The 23,832-nt window shown below is 36.5% G+C and carries 27 protein-coding genes; 7 read left to right on the top strand and 20 right to left on the bottom strand.

What is annotated here, in order from left to right:
• The first annotated feature begins 17 nt into the window (after positions 1-17).
• The 7 genes from ACO1B7_RS15515 to ACO1B7_RS15485 all read left to right on the top strand — a co-directional run bounded on the left by ACO1B7_RS15515 (position 18) and on the right by ACO1B7_RS15485 (position 3,658).
• Positions 18-269 (top strand): hypothetical protein, encoded by a 252-nt coding sequence (locus tag ACO1B7_RS15515; RefSeq protein WP_312321227.1) that lies wholly within the window; start codon positions 18-20, stop codon positions 267-269.
• Between the two features lie 55 nt (positions 270-324).
• Positions 325-600 (top strand): hypothetical protein, encoded by a 276-nt coding sequence (locus ACO1B7_RS15510; protein ID WP_423090368.1) that lies wholly within the window; start codon positions 325-327, stop codon positions 598-600.
• Between the two features lie 248 nt (positions 601-848).
• Positions 849-1,280 (top strand): hypothetical protein, encoded by a 432-nt coding sequence (locus ACO1B7_RS15505; protein WP_312321231.1) that lies wholly within the window; start codon positions 849-851, stop codon positions 1,278-1,280.
• Between the two features lie 132 nt (positions 1,281-1,412).
• Positions 1,413-1,835, top strand: a complete 423-nt coding sequence (locus tag ACO1B7_RS15500; protein WP_423090367.1) for a hypothetical protein — start codon at positions 1,413-1,415, stop codon at positions 1,833-1,835.
• 63 nt (positions 1,836-1,898) lie between these two features.
• Positions 1,899-2,123: a hypothetical protein gene (locus tag ACO1B7_RS15495; protein WP_312321235.1), complete on the top strand. Its 225-nt coding sequence runs from the start codon at positions 1,899-1,901 to the stop codon at positions 2,121-2,123.
• 425 nt (positions 2,124-2,548) lie between these two features.
• The gene (locus ACO1B7_RS15490; RefSeq protein WP_423090366.1) at positions 2,549-3,235 is read left to right on the top strand and encodes a recombinase family protein; all 687 of its coding nucleotides are present in this window, start codon (positions 2,549-2,551) and stop codon (positions 3,233-3,235) included.
• Positions 3,236-3,373: 138 nt separating this feature from the next.
• On the top strand, positions 3,374-3,658 hold the full coding sequence (locus ACO1B7_RS15485) for a hypothetical protein (protein WP_312321238.1): 285 nt from the start codon (positions 3,374-3,376) through the stop codon (positions 3,656-3,658).
• Between the two features lie 31 nt (positions 3,659-3,689).
• On the opposite strand, the gene ACO1B7_RS15480 is transcribed toward ACO1B7_RS15485, so the two are convergent.
• From ACO1B7_RS15480 to ACO1B7_RS15385, 20 genes are all read right to left on the bottom strand, one after another.
• Positions 3,690-4,235 carry a transglycosylase SLT domain-containing protein gene (locus ACO1B7_RS15480; protein ID WP_312321293.1) on the bottom strand — a complete coding sequence of 182 codons (546 nt, stop codon included), beginning with the start codon at positions 4,233-4,235 and terminating at the stop codon, positions 3,690-3,692.
• 47 nt (positions 4,236-4,282) lie between these two features.
• Complete coding sequence (locus ACO1B7_RS15475; RefSeq protein ID WP_312321239.1) at positions 4,283-7,243, bottom strand: conjugal transfer protein TraG N-terminal domain-containing protein; 2,961 nt, start codon at positions 7,241-7,243, stop codon at positions 4,283-4,285.
• A 14-nt stretch (positions 7,244-7,257) separates the two neighbouring features.
• Positions 7,258-8,676 (bottom strand): conjugal transfer protein TraH, encoded by a 1,419-nt coding sequence (locus ACO1B7_RS15470; RefSeq protein WP_312321241.1) that lies wholly within the window; start codon positions 8,674-8,676, stop codon positions 7,258-7,260.
• Between the two features lie 11 nt (positions 8,677-8,687).
• Complete coding sequence (locus tag ACO1B7_RS15465; RefSeq protein WP_376745107.1) at positions 8,688-9,515, bottom strand: conjugal transfer protein TraF; 828 nt, start codon at positions 9,513-9,515, stop codon at positions 8,688-8,690.
• On the bottom strand, positions 9,508-12,177 hold the full coding sequence (gene traN / locus ACO1B7_RS15460) for a conjugal transfer protein TraN (RefSeq protein ID WP_312321243.1): 2,670 nt from the start codon (positions 12,175-12,177) through the stop codon (positions 9,508-9,510). The genes ACO1B7_RS15465 and traN overlap by 8 nt, the downstream gene beginning before the upstream one ends.
• A complete protein-coding gene (gene trbC / locus ACO1B7_RS15455; protein ID WP_312321245.1) occupies positions 12,170-12,901 on the bottom strand; it encodes a type-F conjugative transfer system pilin assembly protein TrbC in 732 nt (243 codons plus the stop codon). Before trbC ends, traN begins: the two co-directional genes overlap by 8 nt.
• 10 nt (positions 12,902-12,911) lie before the next feature.
• Positions 12,912-13,928: a conjugal transfer pilus assembly protein TraU gene (gene traU, locus ACO1B7_RS15450; RefSeq protein WP_312321247.1), complete on the bottom strand. Its 1,017-nt coding sequence runs from the start codon at positions 13,926-13,928 to the stop codon at positions 12,912-12,914.
• Positions 13,925-14,563 carry a type-F conjugative transfer system protein TraW gene (gene traW / locus ACO1B7_RS15445; protein ID WP_312321249.1) on the bottom strand — a complete coding sequence of 213 codons (639 nt, stop codon included), beginning with the start codon at positions 14,561-14,563 and terminating at the stop codon, positions 13,925-13,927. Before traW ends, traU begins: the two co-directional genes overlap by 4 nt.
• Entirely contained in the window at positions 14,550-15,041 is a 492-nt protein-coding gene (locus ACO1B7_RS15440) for a S26 family signal peptidase (protein WP_312321251.1), read from the bottom strand. Before ACO1B7_RS15440 ends, traW begins: the two co-directional genes overlap by 14 nt.
• Positions 15,038-15,436, bottom strand: a complete 399-nt coding sequence (locus ACO1B7_RS15435) for a hypothetical protein (RefSeq protein WP_312321253.1) — start codon at positions 15,434-15,436, stop codon at positions 15,038-15,040. The genes ACO1B7_RS15440 and ACO1B7_RS15435 overlap by 4 nt, the downstream gene beginning before the upstream one ends.
• Positions 15,433-18,039, bottom strand: coding sequence for a type IV secretion system protein TraC (gene traC / locus ACO1B7_RS15430; RefSeq protein WP_312321254.1), 2,607 nt, complete (start codon positions 18,037-18,039; stop codon positions 15,433-15,435). Before traC ends, ACO1B7_RS15435 begins: the two co-directional genes overlap by 4 nt.
• Positions 18,040-18,053: 14 nt before the next feature.
• The gene (gene traV, locus ACO1B7_RS15425) at positions 18,054-18,740 is read right to left on the bottom strand and encodes a type IV conjugative transfer system lipoprotein TraV (RefSeq protein ID WP_312321256.1); all 687 of its coding nucleotides are present in this window, start codon (positions 18,738-18,740) and stop codon (positions 18,054-18,056) included.
• The gene (locus ACO1B7_RS15420) at positions 18,730-19,455 is read right to left on the bottom strand and encodes a DsbC family protein (protein WP_312321258.1); all 726 of its coding nucleotides are present in this window, start codon (positions 19,453-19,455) and stop codon (positions 18,730-18,732) included. Before ACO1B7_RS15420 ends, traV begins: the two co-directional genes overlap by 11 nt.
• Positions 19,456-19,457: 2 nt before the next feature.
• Positions 19,458-20,774 carry a TraB/VirB10 family protein gene (locus tag ACO1B7_RS15415; protein WP_423090365.1) on the bottom strand — a complete coding sequence of 439 codons (1,317 nt, stop codon included), beginning with the start codon at positions 20,772-20,774 and terminating at the stop codon, positions 19,458-19,460.
• A gap of 10 nt (positions 20,775-20,784) precedes the next feature.
• On the bottom strand, positions 20,785-21,510 hold the full coding sequence (locus ACO1B7_RS15410; RefSeq protein WP_312321262.1) for a TraK domain-containing protein: 726 nt from the start codon (positions 21,508-21,510) through the stop codon (positions 20,785-20,787).
• Positions 21,497-22,108 (bottom strand): TraE/TraK family type IV conjugative transfer system protein, encoded by a 612-nt coding sequence (locus tag ACO1B7_RS15405; protein WP_312321264.1) that lies wholly within the window; start codon positions 22,106-22,108, stop codon positions 21,497-21,499. The genes ACO1B7_RS15410 and ACO1B7_RS15405 overlap by 14 nt, the downstream gene beginning before the upstream one ends.
• The gene (gene traL, locus ACO1B7_RS15400) at positions 22,086-22,373 is read right to left on the bottom strand and encodes a type IV conjugative transfer system protein TraL (protein ID WP_312321266.1); all 288 of its coding nucleotides are present in this window, start codon (positions 22,371-22,373) and stop codon (positions 22,086-22,088) included. Before traL ends, ACO1B7_RS15405 begins: the two co-directional genes overlap by 23 nt.
• 23 nt (positions 22,374-22,396) lie before the next feature.
• Positions 22,397-22,753 carry a hypothetical protein gene (locus ACO1B7_RS15395; protein WP_312321268.1) on the bottom strand — a complete coding sequence of 119 codons (357 nt, stop codon included), beginning with the start codon at positions 22,751-22,753 and terminating at the stop codon, positions 22,397-22,399.
• Between the two features lie 91 nt (positions 22,754-22,844).
• Complete coding sequence (locus tag ACO1B7_RS15390) at positions 22,845-23,141, bottom strand: hypothetical protein (protein WP_312321270.1); 297 nt, start codon at positions 23,139-23,141, stop codon at positions 22,845-22,847.
• An 11-nt stretch (positions 23,142-23,152) separates the two neighbouring features.
• Positions 23,153-23,785, bottom strand: coding sequence for a lytic transglycosylase domain-containing protein (locus ACO1B7_RS15385; RefSeq protein WP_312321272.1), 633 nt, complete (start codon positions 23,783-23,785; stop codon positions 23,153-23,155).
• Between the last annotated feature and the right edge of the window lie 47 nt (positions 23,786-23,832).

The raw sequence follows: 23,832 nt of genomic DNA, 5'->3' as shown, positions 1-23,832 counted from the left end.
TAATAAGGATGATTAACATGTTGAAAAAATCATTTGCTGTCCTAGCATTATCTTTAATGGCTGGATCTCTTTCCTCTACTGCTTTCGCAAAAAAAGGTACTGCCTGTACAGCAATGTCTAGTCAAATGAGTAACATTTATGAAGTCAAATTTTTATGTCCTGAACTTGGTCAAAATCGCTTAACGATCTCAGAAATTTATGCAAAAGGTTGGACAGTAGCATCACTAGCATTCCAAGGTAATATTGCAGCATTGGTTATTGAGCAATAGATCCTACTTTCTTCAACTCATAAATTTCTACTCTTTAAGTAATAAGGAGTAGCTTATGACAACCTTAATTTGGTTTACCGCAACTGTTTTAAGTGGATTACTTTTAATCACTTTCGTTCCAGTGATAGCCTATTTCAATTCTATCGCTGGAATCGTTTTTGGTTTTATTTTTCTTAGGCTATTTTTATTATGTTTCTCTTGTTTAAGAGATTATAGAAATGCTATTAGATGGGCTGAACAAGCTAGTAATAGTCCTTTGTTAAACAATGATCCTCAGAATATTACTACTTTGCCAGCACACCCCTTAAATGATCAATATTTAGGTAAATGATTTATAGCCATACCACTGTAATAACCTAGAGCGAGTGTCTACTCGCCTAGTCGGGATCTTCGACTTCCCAACCTTACTACTCCCTGATTACCTAATCCCTCATGTGGATCTATCCAGGTGCAAGCCGAACAAATTAAATTAGCTAGAAAAAATCTGTGATTTTTTTGAAGATGATTTCATTTGTGACTGAGCTGATTATAGGGTAACAAAATGATATATTTATATTAAAATTTTATTATGAGTTCAAAATGAAAAAGTTACTTACATCTTTATTTTTTTTGCTACCAGTTGCTTCTAATGCACAGCCTAAATGGGAATTAGTAAATGCTTTTGTTTCTGATCAGGAATTGATAAAAGTTTACCTAGATAAAAATTCAATTAAAACAAATGATAATGACATTAGATCTTTTGATATGAAACTAATCCATCCAAAGCCTCAACATAATATTAAAGCGAATTTTACTGTTATGTGTTCACGTGGATATTACTTAGAGGATAAATTTTTAGGTAAACAAAATTCACCTAAAGAATGGCAGCATTTATTTACTAGAAATACAGTGATGGGGGATATAAAGATTACTCCTGCCCTAGCATTCCATTCAGTATGTGCAGATAGACTCTGGAAAAACAACGATGTAAATACAATTGAATTTCAAAATAAAAGTGCTGGATCACTCTAAAAGATTTATTGCATCTTAAAATACTGTATAAGAGTAATAAAGATTACTATACTCAGATTTTTATCAACTATTGAAATGCACCGTTAAACGGTGCACAATATAATATAAAATTTACTAAATCTATTAAATACCATGAAATATGATGAACTAGATAAAATTATCTCTAATGGATTAGATCGTTTAAATAAAAAAACATTAGATGAAAGACTAAAAAGAAATGATCAAAAGGTATTTATAAACAGGCAAATTATATTTATTTCTTTATTAACCGTTATTTCAGCTGCTCTATTAATACTGTCTTGGCTTATATCTATGACAGCCTTTTATACTATAGTGGTTTGGTCATTCCCAATAATAGCTAGCATTATTACTTGGTATATCGTTGCTTTAATTCAATATGTTAGATCAGATATATTTAGTGTTATTTTAGTTATATATGTAATTGGTTTACTTCTTGGATTTGATTTATATAAATACGTACTTACAGATGCAATTAGAGAAGGGTATGAATTTTACATTCCTATGATTAACTACCTTATAGATCTTGGATTATAACTATCACTACTATAATGTTTAATTTACACAAAGATATTAAATATAAAAGTGCCTAGGTGACTTATGAATATAGAAGATTATGAGTTTGGATACACTCCATCAAATTTAAGAAGGTTATTAGCAACTTATAACTTAAAACAGAAAAATGTAAGAGAGATTTTAGGAAAAGGTAGAAATACATTTAGTCGTTACTTATATGATTCTGACAATACCAATCATGTGACAATGGCTCATTCCGATTGGTTGAAATTATTACAGTATATAAAAAACAGAAATGATTTGACATGAATCTTTATTTGTCACATGACATAAAGCTTGTCATAGCCATCAATTAAAAATCAAATGCTTAGAAGATCTTGCGACACATAATGACAGAGAATTACGACACATAAGCTGTCATCCTATCGGTTTTTCGACACATAAGCTGTCATTGCGTATTTACTATAAAAACAGTAACACGTTGATTATTAAAATATCAATACTAATAAAATGTCACTATATGTCGTCCAATGACAAACTATGAGTCATAAATGACAAACAATGAGTCGCTAGTAATAAATATTTATGCCTTCAAGAAAAATATTACAATAGGGTATACCCTAAATTAATATTTTTTTTAGAGCCTATACCATCATTTTTTTCATTACTTTAGGGTTGCTTTCTCAAATTGAAATATGTATTAATCTGAACTCTAAGTGAATAAGTAATGTTTTATGAATACAAGTAAGGGCTACCTTGTTGGTTATATCCGTGTAAGTAGTGTTGATCAAAATACAGAACGTCAACTTGCCGATATTGAGTTAGATCGTTGCTATATTGATAAAATTACTGGAATCAGATCTAAACGTCCTCAACTAGAAGAAATGATGATGTTTGTCCGTGAAGGCGATACTGTAATCGTCCATTCTTTAGATCGCCTTGCACGTGATCTTTTTCTTTTACTTAAAATTATTGAGAAACTTAATAAAAAAGGTGTATCAGTTAAATTTCTTAAAGAAAACCTCACTTTTAATTCTTTTAGTAAAAATCCAATGGATGAACTAATCCTTCATATTTTTGGTGCTGTCGCACAATTCCAAAGATCCATCATTAAAGAGGCTCAAAGAGAAGGTATTAAACTTCGTAAAGATAGAGGGGAGTACAAGGGTAGAAAAAGAGTTTTTACAGATGAAAAGCTTAATGAACTCAAAGATATTTTAAGAAAAAAGAATAGCAATGTTAAGGAATATAAAAAGATCCGTTATTCTGCTATTGCTAAAAAATTTAATGTTTCCACTGTTACACTATGGCGTTATAGAAAGGAAATTGAAGCTGAAAATTTGCGATACCGCAACTTTATTCAGCTTTCCAATCAACTTCCAACTGTTCCATATATTGCAAACTTCAAGCAAATAAATTAAAACGATAGCATTTGCAAAATGTGTCATCGGCCAGCGGACTTGGCCGGTGATACCTGGTCAAAACATATTTTTTCATATCAACAACTTATCTTTTTTTTAAAAATAAAGGCTTGGCGAAAAGTTACATAGGAATTATTTATGAAAGTTAAATTAGTAAGCTTACCTGGAATTAACAGATTAATTTATGGCAAATATTCCCATGATTTTGATTTAGATTACACTAAAAGCTTAAATGACCTTAAATCAGATATTGAATTTGTTTTACCATTTTGGCTAAGTCTTAATCAAAATAACCTTATAAACAAATTTAATTTCCCATCCGAAGAAACCATAATTGTATATCAAGGGAATCATCACTTAGATATTGCAAAGAATGGTGAAGGCTCTCTTTATTGGCTACGTGTAGAAGATCATCTTATTTAACAAAAAAGGGTGCTTGTTAGCACCCTTTCTTTTACTTAGCTGGCTTACCATGCTTAATATTATATTCAGCCTGCGCCAACTTTTTATTTACTTGTTTCATGTATTCCTGAGCTGTTGTTCTTGAGCCTTTAACGTAAAGTGCGCTGTTTGCTTCTAGTGCCGAAGCACTAACAGCAGATCTAGCCATTTTACCTTGTCTTGCTGCAACACTCATTCCAGGATTACCAATGTTATGTAAAGCATAAATATCCGCTGCCGTTACTTGGCTTCTTATACCATTTGCTTTAAACGCATTTTGAATACGTCTTTCAGCTGCAATCATGTTCTCAGCCAATGCAATTGAGTTAAGTCTAGGATCTTTCCTATATTTCAATTGCTCTTCTTCACTTAGTTTTTGAAGTGCCTTCAATTCAGGATGTTTAGCAGCCTTAACACGATCTAACCATGTTCCTCTTGTAAACTGACCCAAACCTGTTGCCCCTGTAGAAGAAACGTTATTCGGTCTAAAGGAACTCTCTATTGCTGCAATTGCAACTGCCGTATTTGGATTCACTCCTAATTCCCTGGCAGCTTTTATTACATGTCCACCATGCCTATCAAAATTTGCCCTTAAGGCATGGTCTGTTACTTTTTTGGTGAATCACCTCCGAACCACGTGTCCACATTACCTAATTTATCTTGTAATGTTTTAGTGATTTTACTATCAGGTTTTAAGTCTTGATCATAATCAATCTTAGTCGTTGCATCATCTCTTAGCTTTTTCTCTTTTTCATTTAGCTCACCAACTTTCCCATCAATTGCACTTTCAGCACCTCTTACAATGCCTGGTGTACTCATATTCGGTTGAATTGGCTGAACATCACTACGATCAACACCTACCCGATCAAGATTACTTTGGGCTTTACTATCGAACCCATATCTTTCAGCAATTTCATTTTTATACTGATCGAAACTTACAAAGTAATCTGAATTATTTGGTACTTTATCTCCATTTAAGAAATTAGTAGGCATTTGAAGTGTTTTTTCTTCTTGCTTCATCAAATATTCATTAGATAAAGCAATTTGTTGTGCTTGTGGCAATGTTGAGTATTCGCCTGGTGACATATTATTTGCTCTTGCTACGTCACTTGCATGGGTAATACTTCTACCATAATCAGTTTCAAAATTAAGAGAACGTGCATAATTAAGAGATGCTGTTTCTCTTGAAGCTTGTGACTTATTAAGACTAGCGTTTTCACTACTTACAACTTGATCATTGTTAAATACTGATGCTGATTCTCTAATGCCACGATCTTGATTACTTTGACGTTGCAACTCATTTGTATCAACTCTACTACCGTTTCTGTCAAGGTAGATATTTTGGTTAATACCTTCATTACGATCCCCTTGTTCTCTAACTTCTGCACCTTTAGCTACGTTTGCACCTTCGTTGTATCTAAAGTCAACACCGCCATGAGCACCCAAGCTACCGTAACCAGGTAATCCAGCACCTCTACCACTGCCCCCTTGACCTGCAAGTTGATTCCCTGGCATACCTTGTCCTGGTTTACCACCTGTTCCACCTGCACCACTTGGCAATCCTGGAATACCTTGTGATGCTGCACCTGGCGAACCTGTGACTGGATTAATAGCACCGCCACCACTATTTCCACCGCTAGGTAATGCAACACCAGCATTCCCTGATAGTCCACCATTTAAGCTTTGGTCAAAAGATCGTGAATCATTATAATTTCCATATTCAGCAGAAGTTGAACCCACTCCCAAATTATTATTGAAATCTCTTCTATCACCACCAGTTAAACCAGCTGTTGTGTTGACACCGACTCCCTGAATATCGTTACGTCCTTGCCCCTTATAATTTTCGTAAGAGTAAGTTGAACCATCAGTTCGGCTTGCATCAAAGTTCTGATTCTGCGACAAGCCTAATTCTTGACTTCTCTCTGTTCCAAGATTCCTTGATATACCACTACCTACCATTGCCCCATAATGCAGTTCATTACTATGGTATTGTGTTGCAACATCTCCATTATTGTATTGAGTTCTTACAGCATCACTACCGACATAAGAACGTCCATTGTTGTTGTACAACTCTGACGTGTCCATTTTGTGCATGTTAGTATTATTTGCAGAAATATTATCAATCGTTTGCTCACCAATTGAGGCATTACCCGTTGCTAGACTTGATCCCGCGCTACCAGCAGCAGACCATGCCATCATCATTCTTTGACCAACGCCAGTTATTGAGCCATTCATTTTGAATGCAAGCCAAGATGCCAAAGCAATAGACAAAATGACCATGTACCCGACCATTGTTTGTTCATCAATCAATGTTCCTTCAAGAACTCCCATTTGACCAAATGGAACACCAGCTGCAAGATCTAAAGCATCTGCTTTTAATTTCATGTAAATTAAGGAAATATGATTGATTACTGCAAAAAATAAAGGTATCAGTCCTAATGCTAGTAGGGATGAAAAATAAGCCCCTAAAATTCCTAACATATTATCTGCTCTCGATAAGATCAGTAGCACTAATACAATTGGGAATAAACTATAAAGAATCGCTTCAAGCCAATTTCTTAATTGTGGGATTACTTCATAAGCAAGCTTTGTAACTACACTCATGCTACCTTTTACTTGAGTAGCCCCCATTGCTGCGCCAGCATTTGCCGTTATTTCTGCCACCCTTGAAGGATCATTTAATAATGCTGGAAGTTCTGTACCAGCTTCACGCCAAACATTGTTAAACATTGATTGTTTAACAGCATCACTTGCACCTTGGTTAGAATTAAGCATCCAACTGTATGATGTTCCTAACGTATTAAGATACATGGTGTATGCCATATCATCAGGAAATCTATTAAAGAATGATTTTCCGTAATACCGCATGGATGCTTCTAAACCTTGCTGAACTCTTGTCTTAAGATCATTGCCAGCATCTAAACAAGTCCTTGTGACTGGATTACCACCGATAGAACCAAATGTCACAAATCTAGCTGGATTGGTATTTCCTAAAATCATATTCCAGCTATCAGTTCTATTCGCAATATCACTAGAGCTAATGTAACCATCTTGAATGTCATAAATAGTACATTCTTTAAAAAATTGCATTACATCGGATCTTAAAACTGGATCTGTAATAGTGATTCTGTTTGCATGTTTTACCAAAGCTTGTCCATATCCCATGTCACCGCTACCATGTAGACTTAGTGCTGTAGGTATGTTGAAAACCGTTTCATATGATTTTACGAGCCAACCACTTGTATTGTTAATGAATGCTCCCCCAGCTGCTAATAGCCAAGGTACATTTTGAACAATTTTAGGCGGTTGTTGGCTTAAATTATCTGTTAATACAACACGCGCAATAGGCATGTTAATTAGCATAGTGAAAAGCAATGCCTGGAAAAACCAACGGAAAAAACCCATGTCCTTATTCCACATAAATGTAATAAGTGAAATCAGGCACATAATTAAAAATGCGAGTTTTATAAGCCCTAAATAGTTTCCATTTTGCATGATTGCACTTACCCCATTTAAAATTTGGTAAGTGACCTCTACATTCCAATAAGTATTTATTTCAAAATTCATTAGCTATTGCCTCCTTACTTAAGAGTGTTTGCAAAGGCAATGCTTTGTCTGAGGCTTTGTGACATATTGGAGTGCAATGTGCGTTCCATTTGATTCACTTCCATCGCAATGTTATAAGCGACATTTGTTCGCTGATATGTTGTTGCAATGCTTGTATTAACTTCTTGTCTTAGCTGAATGATCTCTTCTTTTAAGCGTTTTAATTCTTGAGAGTAAAGTTCACTTTGTGTTCCTGCTAAGTAATTATCTAATGCTGCATTTACATCACGTGCTACCATTTCCACATATGCTTGAGCATACTTAGCAGCCAGTAATTCGTAATAATTATTTAGCGCAAAACGTGCTGCATCACCGTTTCCATAACGTGTATTTACAGCCACCAGCTTATAAACTGGAATGTCAGTCACATTTACAAACTCAATGAGTTCTTGGCTATTGGCAATATTTTGTCTATTAGCAATCGCATTAATCAAACCATCCAACTTGAGTTTAACCATCCAATAAAAGCTAGTTGAGTTCTGTTCCGATGCCACCAATTCAGTACATTGATCAACTCCTGTACCATTTGCACACGCCCAAACTGGTAACTTCACACTTGTTTCACCAGGCTTACCAATAAAGTCACTAATGTTGTTTACACGTCTTGCATATGGTTTAACAATATTTTGATTATTTGCATCTTTCACAATAGCTACAGTGCCGATCATGCCCATAATCATCTGCTTTTCAGAAGTGGTTAATCCAGCCTTGCTTAACGCTTTCCAGGTCAAATTTCCGCTTGCTGGTGTATGATCTTTAATACTTGGATCACTTTGTTGAACACTATTATTTACTTGATCTGTTTTATTAGCATTCCCTTTAATACTTCCCCAACCATCCGAAATATCAGAAAAGATATTTTTGAAAGTACCAAAATTCAATGCTGACTGTTCACGGCCTTTTAAGTCCAAATGAGCAGTAGTTGCATTTACTACACCTTTTGCAGCTTCACAACTATCAATATTCATTCTATTAATGGCTTGAGAAGTGGATTGAAGTGCCTGTAATACGTTGTCACAAGTAGGACAAAGGTTTTGCATTGCGAGTTTAAAGCCATAACCTAAAGCATTTGACCCAATGTTTTTAGCCATTGCGACAAACTGTTCTTTATTGATATAGCTGAACCCACCCATATAGATGTCGATTCCACCACAACCAGCAGATGCAGAAGGGGGGGTTAATGATGCTAAGTTATATGTGTTTTTAGGGATTCGCACAAATGCAGATCCACCAGTATAAAAATTCTGAGTTTGCCCTTGGATCGAAGTTGCACCTCCAACATTTCCATAAGCATTAATATTGTCAAATACATCACTCATTGATTGTGAAGAATTGACTGTAAGAGATGCACTACCTAGAGCTATACCGATAATTAAATTCTTAATCGTTTTCATACTTATTATTCCTAGAACTCTTGACCAGGCGTTGTATTTGTCAGCACCCAAATACGTTCAATAATTTCTTGAAGTGACATAACACCGAAACCAACTGGAGCACGTTCATTCGTTTTTTTAGATGCAATAAAAGTCGCTGGAACTTTCTCAATTCCCCATTGTTGAGCTACAGCTCTACCATCTCGATAGTTAGGAAAGTCGGGCAATCCTCCCCCATCAATACTTACGGCCAGGACTTCTATTCCATACATTTCTGAAAGCATTTTCAAAGTAGGTGCATATTGGTGACAATAAGGACAGTCACTTCTAAAGAAGAAAATCAAACCATGTTCTTTAGCGATTTCACGTAAATAATTGCCTCTGTTTTCATCTTTGATTTGATTATTTACACGTAAAGCACTGTTGTTACTCGGACTCTTTAAAGAGTAGTCATACTGAGGATTTCCCCAAACTACCCTACGCCACTGATCTGTAAAGACTGTACTTTTATCCATAACAAGATGCCAAGCATCTAAATAGTTCTTAATATTTTTTTCGGTAGGATTCATAACAGCAATATCCTCCCGAACTTTAAGCTCTTTTCTTAACTCTTCTGCATCTTTAATTTTGGATAAATCTTTAAGCACTGGTTGAGCCTGTTGCGGTATCGCAACTGGCTCTTTTTTCGGCCTAATAGCTTGTGTGGTTTTTTCTTCATCATCACAGTACCAGTTACGCTTTGTTGTATCGCATTTCCAGACAGAATCGTAATCAAATACTGACTTTTGACTATTAGCTGCATTTGTATTGAGGCTAACTAAACACATCATTGTTAAAGATAAAAAACTTAGCTTAGTCATTGTAATATCCCCCTACAGCTTGTTTAGTCACTTGATCTCTTAGCTCTTTCACCTTTGAATCCAAGTCCATATTTGAAGGTGCTATAGAGTTTTTAAATTCAGTAAGATCCATTTTTGAAAAGTCTAATTTATGGATTTGATCAATCGTCAAGCCACCACATTGTTCTAAACTTAAGCCTAGCTGTGCTCTGCCTTGTCTATTGATTAGTTTGGCTAAAATTGATTTAAAGCAGCAATACGCTCTACTTTCTTCAAGGCATGATCCGAAAACTGGATCTTTTTTAGAACACCATGTTCTTGCATGGGTACACAAGCTGCTCCCTCTCTTAACCCCTAATTCACGCTCAGATTCACTACATTCCAACCAACCAAAAGTCAATTGAGATTGAAGCTGCTTAAGCAACTTGTCGTCATTGTAAACGTCATCATATTGATATGGTGAACCTGGTGTTTGCTGTGTAGGAGCATCAGGAGAATTACCATATGCCCCTGTTAGAGTGCTTCCAGTATTCTTGTTTGTACCTGCACTTGCATCAATTTTTACTTGTTTACAGCAGCTCATAATATTACTACCGCCCAATACTTTCACAGTGCATTTATTTTCTTCACCGTTAAATAGCTGCAATGTGCCTGCATAGTCTTTTTCCATGTAAAGGCCAGCTTCACGTGCTGCTTCCATCATTGTGATAGCTTCTGCAAAGTCACCATCTTTTTCATCAGCTTCTTTTTCTAAGCAGCTACCATCTACACAATCTGCATCTACACAAATTGTTTTTACTTCTTCACTGGCAGGAGTTTTTTCACACTGATATTTTTGGCTATAACTTAGGCAAACACCCTTAGCATCTTTACTTGTGCATTCACTACCTATTTGTGAACAGCCTTTTTCAAGCAAAGGACGACAATCTGAAACTGTTGAACCATTTGCTTCACAGCTATATTTTTTAGTCGTATTCCAGCAGCCCTTGACCATTACTCCATTGATCAATTTTGTTGATTCATCTGTACATGTTTCTTCCAATAATTTACATGAGTTGCCTAAAGCACATGTATCAACTTTCTCAGTCGAGCAAGAACACATATAATTTGTACTTACTGTTAGAATCCCTGCTCCTGGCCCCGACCAGTTATCTATATACATCCGAATAGTATTTCTACCATTCTTTAACCAAGGCTTTAAATTTAGGTTGGCGTTATAGGTCGTATTTTTATTTGTAGATCTATTAAGTACCTCTGTTCCATTCACATAAACAATGCCTCGGTTATCGTAATGTAATGATTTTAAAATCATGTTCACTTTACTAACATTCTTAATATCAAATGCAACTTCCCAATCCTTAACCCCCTTTCCACTCCATCGAGCACTGATTACAAAATCATTTCCTGTTTTATTAAAACTCGCATTCCCACTATCTTTAATTAGTTTTAAAGAGTCATAGTCAATTCCTTCATCACAAGTTGAAATATCTCGTAATGCTCCACCTGGGTTTTTACATTGAGTAATATTTTGGGTTTGACAGCTTTGTGTTTTTTGAGTGTACATCGTGTTTTTACAAACTAGATTTTGCTGCTTCTTAATGCACTCGCCTTTCCAGTCTTTTTCTAGGCATATTTCATCCTTCACACCACAATTGCTATTTTTCAGAATGTCATCATTACAAGTATTCGTTGTTTTTTTTGTACATTCGCAATACATCGGAACGTCAATTATTAAATCTGCATAATATGGCGAATTTCTGACGTTGTTATATACCGTTAATTCAATAGTATTCACACCTTCAACAAAAAACTCGCCAAGCTCTTTATTAGATGCAAATTGGGCATTATCACCTTTTCCACCTATGTTTACGGCCAAAGCTTCCACACCATTAATTTTCAGCAAATAAGCGTCATCATATGTACTGCCTACCAATTTGATATTTCTTAATTTGCTCCTATTTCTTATTGTCACCTTATAGGTTGCAGTAGAGCTTGTAAGTGGCTTGTTTGATCTATACCCTAATCCAAGTTTTAACCTGTTACCTTCATATCTGATATAGGAATTATCATTACCTGTGGTCGTTAGAGCAGCACGTTCAATACCTGTTTCACCATTACAACTATTTCCATCAATTGTTGTTGGACATACATCATTAACGGTTTGAGCTAAACACTGTTGCTCTGAAAGTGCTGTACTTTGTGTACAAACTTCTTCTTCATAGACAGCATTCGTTTTAACAGTCTTTTGAAAACAAGTTTGATTGTTATTGAAAGCTGTGGTCGCACTTTCTTTAATTTCGTTACTACTTTTAATTACTGGATCTGTTTTAGGATCAACCTCATAGAGCTTACGTCCTTTTGGGTTGTTGTTCACAAAATTAATTGCTTCACATTCAATTTTTTCATCCGCTGTCAGTGTTGAATTGGGATTAGAACAACGAGCATATTTTGTGTATCCATCTTGGTTGATATTTCCCATGCCACCTTGATAGTACATTTCCTCTTTCGCTGTTTCTGAATAACCTGGAAGCCATTGTTTACCTTTTGACTCATTAACAACATTACCCGAAGAGTTTAGAGATTCCTTTCCAAACTGACTTCCAAGTTGCTGACCATAAGAAGTGTCGGCATAAGAGCCGACACAACAAAACAGTGAAAATAAAGTGATTAAAACCTTATTCATGAGCTTTCCCTCTCAACTGACTAAGGTAAGTGCTTGCAAGCTGTTTTAATTCTCCTTTTTCCTCTTTCTCCATTACTTCAAGTGCATAATCTAAAGAAACATCACCCACAACTTTTGAATATTTTTCAGGAAAAACACAGCCTTCACCATCAAGATTTTCTTCTGCATTTGCCTTAACCATAACGATACTTGGCACTACATCAATCTTGTATTGTTTAAACGCATTTGGGTTTATCTGAATATTCCCTTTTCTAATATCTAAGCGTCTAATTTCCTTAGCTGTTGCTTTAAAATCATTGTCTTTAAACCCGATAAACAAAACAGTTCCATTCACTTTAAGAGTGTCTGCAATGATCTTCTTGATTGAAGCATCAGGCATTGAAAAGCTCACAAAACCGATAACACCAGTTACCGATTTTTTTTCTGCTTCTACTCGCTTTTTATATCTCTCTGCAATCTTTCCCACATCAACATTAGTAAATTGACCAACATTAATATTTGGAAGATTGTTTTTTTCAGGGATCTGCACTTGATCAAATGCCTTCCGCTGATTTTCTGCTTTTTCCTGAGCCTTCAACCATTCAGAATTATTATTATTTAGAGCATTAGGATTCATCATATTTTTTTGAATCACTTTATCTTCTTCATAATAATTAGCCTGTGAACCTTGTAGCGCACCGACTCCAAGTAAGGCACATAAACTAATAATTTTAAAATTTTTCATATGCTTCATCCTATTTAAGAGTCACAATGCCTAAACAGCAGTCTTTTTTTCTGAACAGTTCATAAGAAAAATGTTCACCTTTTACTGGATATGATCGACCTGCTCCCCATTTCAAAGTTGTACGTCCAAATGGTTGACAGCACTTCCCATTAATTTTGTCAGTCTGAGGCTTTGGATAGAGCATTTGATATTTGTATGCAGTTTTATCTACGACTGGTAAAGGATAAACACCACAAAGCCCTTTAGATCCATGTGTACCCCAAGTCAAGAATTGGCGGTGCATTTTCGCTGAAAGTCGTTGTGTAATTAATGAACTGGCTTGAATGTGACTCATGTGGTATCCAACATGTCCAGTCAACGGATAAATTGAACCATTACAACCAGCACACCAAAATAAGGCATTCGACCCAAACTTATTTGATGCAAGAACACAGTCACCAGCACAAGCTGCCTGTGCTAAAGGATTTGCGACTAAGTTTGATTCAGGTGCTAAGATTGCAGACAATTCATCATCATTCCATAGCGGATCTAGCTCAGTCATATATGCGACATCAAATGTTCCAGTTTCTAAACATGGGTGCTCATACATCACTTCAAGCCAATACATAATTGGATCTGCATACCAATGTGCTTGATAAAAAGAACTACGGTTATTGTCGCTTTGAAGTCTTACTTCACCTTCTGGAACACTTCCACCTACATCAATTTCAGTACCTAAACTGACAAAGCAATATGGAGTTCGTGTTACATCTACTCGTCTTGCTGGCTCCCAAAATCCTAGTGTTATTCCTAAGAACATTAAGTCGTCAATACAGCTGCAAAGAACATCACTATTACTTTTAATATCTTCTTGCCCCCCACTCCATACCTCTAACCCACCTATACTTAGTGGGAAAATACAGCTCCAACAAATATCTGTAATAGGATTGGCAAATTCACCAGCACAGCGCACATTAGAAGGCTTATTAGCAAATGCACTTACTGTAGCGAGCATCAAAATGATGCTTAAGAAAATTTTTTTTATCACGGCTTAAGTTCCTCTACTGGTGTTTCTGCCACCTCTAAGGCTTTCCCTTTTTGTCGAACAATAGCTGGTACAGCCTTAATACCAAAACGGCTAGTCAGATAACCATCCTGATCAAAGTACACCTGTCTTTTCCACTTTTTTGTTAATTCAAGCCAAGTACCATTTACTAAAATTGGTGTAATTTTCTTTCCATAAGCTTCGACTAGCTTTTCTACTGCCTTAACTTGTTCCTGGCTTGTACCATCAAAGAAAACCAATGATTTAGACATAGTGATAGTGTCTAGCGGATTAACCTTTGTTCCAGCTAGTGCAATCATTTGTCCTTCATCTGTCACAATGTTTTCACTCAGTGTCATGCTAGGATCAAAGATGAATACACGCTTGCTTGTAGCAGCCATTATTCCTTTTACTGGTTTCGGGTTTTTAGCTGAGTGCATTGAACGATCAATAGCTTCCTTTTTCTTTTTCTCTAACTCGCCTGTTTTTTCCATGCCCTTAAGCTTTTCATAAATAGCATCAAGCGCATTCTTTTCCTCTATCTTATAAACTGCACCATGTTTACCTAAGTCTGCTGCTGTTGCGATACCGCAACTCATAACAACAATACTCACTCCAAGCCTTTTAAAAAATTTCATAAGCTCTACCTAATACATTATTTTGACTAATTAAACCCACTCGTTCATATCGGCTATCATATCCATGTGGATATGGCGTACTTACAAAGTATTCGCCCTCTTTTAGCTTTGTAGGCTTAATTGGACTAAGTGGAATGCCTGTTTCTGACTTCTCTTTAGCAATTCCAATTTTCACACCATTAACAAAAACCTCCCGATCTTTCACCGTTACTTCATCACCAGGTACACCACTCACAATTTTTACGAATATTGCACCTGGCTTATAAAACTCATCTCCTTTCCAGGAAAAACCAATGTAATCCCCTCTTTTGACACTCTCATTTTTCTTGATCACATATACATGACCATTCAAGCTATTCGTTACATTAATGTTGTATATAAACCAGCGATTACTGATCCCTACTCCCACCACTAACACAAGCAAAAATATAAAAAAATAAAATATCCAGTTAATTACATTGGTCTTATAAAGCTTCATTTTTCGAGTGCCTTTCTCACTTCATCCGTGTAGTCTGTAACCTTGCCACTCTGCGTTAAAAGAGCTGCTTTATTAACGATTACACAATTACAGTCTTGGTTAATTTGTTCAATAGTGCTCTCTAACTTTTGTAGAAATTGCTTGGTTTTTTGCTCTACAAATCCTGAATTTGCCTGCATTCCATCTGCTGATTGATAACCTCCCTGGTTTGCATACAATTCAGCTGTTACTTTCTTTTCATACTCAGACAACAATGCCTGAACATCAATTACAGCTATCTTTGTTTGTCCTTTTTTCACCAAATACAAAGCTGGTAGATTGACCAATAATGCTATTAGTGCAATAACAAGAAAATTTCTAATTCCATCCAACCAATTAATATCTTTTAAGTTCATAGCATTGCGCCTTTTTTAGCCTGTTCTTTTTCTTCCAGCATGATTTCAATTGCTTGGATCGTTGTTTTACCTTGCTTCATTAATTGCTCTAATCGCGTGTAATCTTTAGCGTTTGTTGAAGCCATTGCCAGACTAAACTCATCAGGTATATGTCTTAAAAGATGTTCCCCACGTGGGCTAGATATAATCATCTCTGCATACATCCCATTAATTTTTCTTAGCGACTTAATCAACTTTTGCATATATGGAGAAAAGCTGATTTTTTCTGAATCAATCAACTGCTGAAAGTTTTTCTCGTCCTGTCTAAGAAAGATTTTCCAGTCAGCATTATTGTATGCAGCACGTGATGCCTCATTTTTAAAAGCATCTTCAATACCCTGTGTTCCGATCCCGAAAATACCGTTATATTTACGTGCTCTTCGATAACCTTCTTCAATAAACTTTGCAGTTTCTGCATCATCACCCAATAGCTGCCATGCCTCATCAATGAAGCACAGCTTGCGTCTATCACGTGTTAAGTACATTTCCTTCATGATTCTACTTGTCACACAGAACATCACCACTGCTCGCAAATCAGGAGCACTTTTAAGCTCTTCTAGCTCTAGGTAGATCACATCGTTATCAAAAGAAATATTTGCCTCACCGTTAAAGTAAATTCCATACATGCCGTTAGTTGTAAATGGCTGCAATTGTTTACCAAGCTCAAAAGCTACACGGTCAACTGTTACCCCTGATTGATCTTTAATTTGTAATAAATACTCTTGTACATAATCGACTTTATTTTTTGTGCCATGTACATTCCAAGTTTCCGTTAAAGCTTCTGCCATTAACGCTGTCTGATATTGTGTTAATGACTGATTAGGAGATGCCATTTTTGCGTAAATAGGCAGTAGCATTTGAAGTTCCTGTTGGAACGTATTTAACCCTTCTGCCTCTTCTGTTTCAGCCACTTGAACCCATGACCAAGGATTCATACATAATCGTCTTTCGCTATTGAAATCAAAGGTTGTGCCTTTTGCTAAATCCACAAAGTTTTTAAACGAACGTCCTACATCGAGAATAAATAACTTTGCCCCTGTCGCTCTATATGCAGCTAAGATTTCAAGCAATAGAACAGATTTACCAGCACCCGATACACCACAAACATAGAGGTTATAGTTACCATCTGAGTTTGCATAAAAATCAATAAAACATGGTGTTCCCTTTCGACCAAAAAGCATCACAATTGGATCACCAACACCTTGCCACTCTCCTACTAATGGCGACATATCAATCGCATTAATTGTCGTTTTCGTACTCATGATCTTTAACTTCTTAAGATCATCACGCGACCCTTTGTTAAGGGTCATAGGACAAGACATATAAAGTGATGCAAGTTGAAGGAAATCTAAGGGAATAATTGTAAATTTATTACTCGACCAAATATTTACAGCTGTTTGAGAATAGGTATCTATTTTATTTAAAGGCGCAATTAAGCTAATAACATGGTACATCTCACACATAGCACCACCATTGCTTGTGTGATATACAACTGACTCCCAATCTTTTTCAATATCTGCATATTCAGGCTGGAATTTAGCCATACTAGACTGTGAGTTCTGTTTAGCACGTGCATGTCTTACACGTGCCATAGTTTCTGTTTGGTTTGCATCTAAAGTGTAAATGCCACATGTAATGATGTATGGACAAGGATATTGCAATGAGTCATCAAACATGGCTCCTATCACTTCACCCATTTCCCAAAGCATTTTATTTTTCGGGTAACGTGTTATTCCAAAACTTCTTACTGCTATGCGCTCGTCCTTTTCCCCTTTTTCGGGCACTGCTCCAAAAACAACTGATTTTCTGCGAACCTCAGCCATATGGCCGATTTTAGTTACTTGCTCTTTGATTCGCTTGTTTTCATCATATTCATTGATTAGGAACGGATCAGCACTAAATAAAACTTCTGGATTTAAGATGATAGATAAGTGAGTAATTAGAGCTTGTGCATCCATATGGAATGCTGCTAACTCAGCCTGTCGAAAAGATGAAAGCATTGAATGTTTCAATGATTCCATTAACTCGATTTGCTCATGATCTTCTAATGTTCCATCACGTGAAACTGATATAACCAAAGTGGGTTTTTTGATTGAATAGTTTGATTGGCGACCATATAAAGGCTCACCAACTTTTTTCATAATATATTCAATACGCTTTTTAGCTAACTCAATACCAAAGCTGTCAATCTCACCTGTTTTCTGTGCATCCAGTCTAATTTGATAGTAACGATCAATCATTCCATCAAAGATAGTATTTCCAAACATTTGAATTTGAATACTTGTATCCGCTGGAATAGGTGTAAACATCGTCAATAAACGAGTGATCATTTCCTCATTAGCACCAGTTTGTGGAATGATCTCCATGCAAAATCCTATTGTTCCTTCATTAAAGAAAAGACCGTTTTCAGGATCGTACATATCGTATTTAAAAACTTGGTGCATCCCATAAGATTCTAGGATCTTATTAGATAATTTTACTGGTGAAGGACGTTTTGAATCAGGTGTATCGCCAAGTACAGATTCATTCCACCATTGTTTTAGAGTAGCCTTAATATCTAACATTTCAATTCCCTTTCTTATCGGCTATTTGCCAAAGGTTTAGTGAATTGAGATATATCCAAGTTCATATTTTGTAGTTCCTTGGTTATACCTTCATCTATATTTCCTTTATCCCCAGCTAAAGGATCAATAGTTCCAACATTACTTGTTGAAACTGGTACAGCTTCATCATCACGCACAGCTGTATTACCTTCTATCCTGTAGCTATAAGAATCTTGACTGCTTGATCCTCTATTCATTGGTGCTGCAACATAACTACTCGCTGCGTTTGGTGCATATGCTTGTCTAACACGTCTTGAGTTATGTTCAATATTCCATTTCCAGTTATCCACAACGATGTAAAAAAATTGCTGGTCATACAAAGTACGATCAGCACCTTCCCAAGGTGCAACCCAAATTCTTAAGGTTTTTGGATTTCTTAAAATTGGTGCGCCTGTATATTCCATTGTTGTTAAAACACGATCTGCCCTTGATTGTGTTGCATAGACACTGCCTTTAACTGGTGTTTTAGCAACCGTTCTCTTTACTTGCTGTCCAGGTAAATTATTAGCTTTAGCATTTGCCATTACGCCAGTCATAGAGTCACATACAACCCCATCAGGTGCTTTACAATCAAAGTTAGATTTTGAGTTCAATCCATCAAGCGTATTACAACCACTTAACCCGATTGAAATAATTGAAAGAGCTATTAACTTATTTCGCATTAGCACTCACCTTTTCACTTGATTTCTTCAATTGTTCTTCAATTGCTTCTGCGCTCATTGCGCCAGGTATTAATGTTCCATCTTCAAAAATAATACTTGGAGTTCCTTGAACACCCATGCTTGAACCTAATGCAATATTTTCATCAATAGGATTTGTACATGTTTTTAAGGCTGGTTTGGTGCTTGCAAGCATATAGTCCTTGTAAGCTTTCACTTTGTCTTTTGAACACCAAATATTGATAGCAGTAGCTTTTGCTGTCGGATGAAGCTGCTCTAATGGATATAAGAAGGTATAGATTGTTACGTTGTCTAAACCTAATAAAGTTTTCTCAAGTCGAGCACAGAAAGGACAATCAGGATCAGAAAAAACAACTAACTTACGTTTACCATTTCCTTTTACTTCCTTGATCGCATTTTTCAACTGTTTCTCATTTGGGAAAAATGCTTTTGTAGACTTCTCAGTTTGCGTTGTAATATCTTTTTGTTCGTGCATATCGAACAAATTTCCAAAGATAAAATATCGCCCTTCCTGATTTGTATAGGCCACGTTCTGACCCATAACAACCTCATAAATTCCTTTAACTGGTGTTTCCGTAATTTTATTAAAAGTTGTCGCTGGATACATTTTTTTTAAATTAGCAGATGTAGCAGCAACATTCGCTTGAGCACCGAAAGCAGACATAACCATAGTTAAAAATAAAGCTGTTTTTTTCATCATTAATCATCCATCAATTTTCGTTTGCTTGCTGTTGAGCCTTGAATAGCCAATCCTTCAACAACTGCGCCTTTCGTTACCAGAATTTCAACCGCACGTCCTGCATGTACTTCAACAATAGGGAACAGCTCGTCAGCACGTCTTAAATAAAACTCTGATAGCTTTTCCGCTGCTCCACTAACACCACCACCTAAAGCACTATTTTGAATATCCTTACCGCTTACAGTACGTTGAACACCTAATGCGCCCATTGTGGTAGTTCCTGTAGTATTGCCATACAAGCCACCAATAGCTTCTAATGCACTTGCTAAAGCAGCTGCACTTAATGCTTGGCCTTGTTTACTTACAACTTTTCCTCTGATACCAGGTTTACCATCTTCACCAATCAGAGTTCCCTTCACGTTAATCTTCACTGTTTGTCCATTCACAATGCAGCTACCACTTTCAATACGTGCGTTTACTCTTTCTGTAGACAATGAACCCCATGCGTAACCTAGGAAACGACAACCTTTTATGTTCATTTTGTAATTGTTCGGCATGTCTAACTTGCCAACTGTTTCAAACAAGACTGGTAAAGGATCATTCTGAGCCTGACCACCTGTAGGTGCATCTACACCAGTTACCATCACTACACGAACAAAAGACCCGTCACTAATAAATGACTCTTTAATAGCTTTCTTTTGTTGCGATACCGCACCACCATTACCGCTATCGGAACTCGTTAAATCAATAATATTTACTGATTTTGCTCTAGGCGCATTACTTGCTGTGTTTGGTAAAGGAATCACCTGACCTGTCGATGGATCTACTGTTGAACCCATTGGATCAGATAGAATCGTACTTCCATGCAAACCTTGACGATTAGGAGGGATATTTGCCCCGAAAGCATTAGACGTATCTAATCTCGGTGGATTAGTATTTGTTGGTTGCGCTTGTTGCACTGGCAATCTGCTTTGCTTGTCGGCATTAATTTCTGCTTGTCTAACTCGCTCATTCATTTCTGTTAGTTGAGTTTTTAATGCCTCAATATCACTATCTCTGTTACCTAACTGAGTTTCTAGCCCTATAATTCTTTCATTCGTTACTGCTATGTCTTGAGATGCAGCAGAACGCCAGCCAGCTTCATCATCTACCCCACCTGGCGGTGTAAGGGTTACATCTTCTGTTTTACTTTGTGGTGATTGCTGTGATGGCTCTTCACCCATAAAAAATAATGAACCAACAACAACTAGCACAAGCAAGATCCCACCAATAATGATGATCTGTACCTGTTTCTTTTTACGCTCTTCGTTTGGATTTAGTTCTATTTTTTCACTCATAATCTGCTCCTTATTTCTCTCGTACTACATAAACATTTGTAGACTGGCCAGGTAGCAAATTAAGGTTTTCAATAGAAACGGCCACAACCTTTTTACGGTAAAACTCTTGCTCTAAAAGAATTAGATTTGATGTGGTTTTATTCGTGACAATATAATGTTCCCCATACAGTTCATCGCCTTCATATTTAGCCACATAAACCATTGATGCCTCTTTCCATAAAGGAATTTGCTGCTTAACAAAGTGGCGACTAATCCCATCAATAGCCAATTCATCTTGAGGATCATCAGAATCATCCCCCATCACATAAACGAGTTCTTTGATTTGCTGAACAAATGATTGTGAACCTTTTGAACTGCCATCTCTTGAACTTGTTTTAGCTGGGGGAATTAAAATAATTTCTTCTGCACCCAATGTTGCAGTAGGACGCATAACAATTTTGTAGCGAACCCCAGCATCATCATTTACAAATGCTGATATTGTTCTATTCGCATACCAGGGCTGAACTTTAAAATAAAGAACACCTTGAGCTACATCTTTTTCATACTCTAAAGCATCGGCTATAGAAGGGATCACACTTGTAATCTTTCGATCTTGAACAATTAACGCATTCTGCTCAGTAGATGAAACATTCACCGTGACTGTATCTTCATGAGCTTTTGTTACATGTTGTGCTCCATAAGACAGCCCACTAATCAACAATGCTAAAGGCAACACCGCAAATTTACTTTGCTTCATTTTCAGTAACTTCCACTATATTTCTTGGGAATAACTGCCCTTCTTTCATCACATATTCGACTTTAATCTTTTGTGATTTAGAAGATACAATTTTGTCGCCAAGATAGGTTTTAGTAATGCCGTTTGCTATAACAGCCTTTTGATGTGGTATGTATTGATACAAGCCAGTTGTAGACCACACTTGAGTTATTTGTTGTTTTTTGATTTGTGCAGAAGCTTTATCAAGATATAACTTCATATCTTTTTGGTGCTCAGGTGCAACACGTTCTAAAAGCTTACTGAAATTCTCATCTACATTAATTGGGGTGACGTTATAGAGAAGGTTTACAATATCTCTAGTAGTATCGACAAAATATTCTTTGTTAGCTTGATCGTTTCCAATTGAATACTTTGCTGATTGGGTGGAGGGCATAATTACTGTTTTTTGGTTTGTTATCACGTAGTAAAGCAACGTAATAAGAGCAATTATTATTCCTAGTAGTACCAGTATGATGAAGCGATCTGATCTTCGAACGGCACTGAGTTCTCCAATCGTTTTTTGCCCATTTTTCTTAAGCATTCTTTTTTCTCTTTTTTCATCCGAAAAAGTTCCTGTCACTTGAACCTGGCAGATCCTTCATATTTGGAGTGCCAGTTATCCAGTAAAAAAGATGATGTACAAAACCGATGTGATAGCCAGCTTTAACCTTGTTAAACCAATAAGCCATACCTATACCAATCACTAAGCCGATAAATGGATGCTCAACCCAATAACCAGCAATAAAAAGCATTAAAGCTAGAATTGCCACACTTTGATCGAAGATCAAAAATTTACCAGGGTCATCCAATTTAGTCGGAACATAATGTTGTAGGTTATCGCTCATACATCACCTTTTTTATTTAGGAATTAAATAACCGCTGTGAATGAAGAGTTAATAATTCCGATCACCACCCCAATAACTACAGCTGCAATTAAAGGAAGGAATAAAAGTTTAAAATCACGTGTCCATGCAAAAGCAGCTAAAGCGAAGATCAGACCACCTAAAATAATTGTTTTACCTAAGTTACCTTTGATCCAGCCTTCAACTTTACTAGCTGAATCATCAAACTCATTCGCATTAGTTTGAGCTGCTTGAGCTAACATCATTAAAACAGTACCCAAAGCCAAAACAGCAAGAACCATAAAAACGGTACGAGCTACTGGCTTAACACGAGCCATCATCATGTCCCACTTCTGTGATGGGGTTTGCAATACTAATTCCATATTAGGAACTCCTTAGTAAGATTGTTTTTAATAAAAATGCCCCAATTTTTTTTATAATGTGTTTGTGGCAACACACCTGAAAACTGTAATCTTACGGATTACGGTTTTCTCTGGCAGTATCCACCTGAAACTTGGTCGTTTGATTGGATACTGCCAAATGCTTTTTTGTATGAACTTGTTTTTCACACCCTTTATTTGTGTGCTCACATAAAACAAATGTGCTTGTCTTACCTTCCCCACCTTGAGGAATAACATTCACATACGCCTTAATTGGATTAGGCTCACTCATAGGCTGCGCTTTTTCTTTGCCCTGACTACCTTCACCAGCTAGAGTTATAGTTGCGGTAACGCAACACACCAAAGCCATACCAATACCTTTTGCATTCATACTTAACCCTGTTAATTAAATTGAATTATCTTAAAACTTCGATTTTGTTCTTTTGCCTGTTCAACCGCTTGATAAGCTATTTGATTTTCCCCTTGAGAATAAGAAGAATATGATTTGTTTGGAGTTTCTTGTTCCTGATAGGCAACTAATGGCTGATAAGCCAATGGTAATCCAGCCTTTGCCTTATAGCCTTCGTAATACTTCTTTACATCCTTCGCATACAATCTCATTGCTGTGTACGCCCTAGAAGCGGGGCCACCGTAATAACAACCAACAGCAGTCCAAATATCACCTTTCTTTTTTAGGCAGTCAGCTAAAACCCAAGCTCCCACCTTTTGAGAAGTGCATGGATCAAAAAGATCATTTCTGTTAATCCCTTGCTTACGCAATGCAGGCAAGTGAATTGTATTAATTTGCATTAGTCCTAATGCTCTATTCCCATCTTTCAGTAGAGAACCAACAGCACCGACATAGCCTTTACTTTCCTTCCATGCAATTGCTTTTAGTATGTAAGGATCATGTCCATACATGCTTGCAGCTTCATCCCAACACTCAGCTTTCACCGCTTGGAAACCAAATACCGAACCCAAAGCGATAGCTAAACCAGCCACTCTTCTTGTTACCATGTTTGATTTTTTTTGCATATTTGTTCACTTTTTGCTACATTGTCGTCGCTTAAAACAAGCCCCCT

The sequence above is a fragment of the Acinetobacter lwoffii genome, assembly GCF_049367455.1.
Lineage (GTDB): Bacteria > Pseudomonadota > Gammaproteobacteria > Pseudomonadales > Moraxellaceae > Acinetobacter > Acinetobacter lwoffii_W.
The sequence above is the reverse complement of the archived record's forward strand: the minus strand, read 5'-3'. Positions and strand labels throughout refer to the sequence as shown.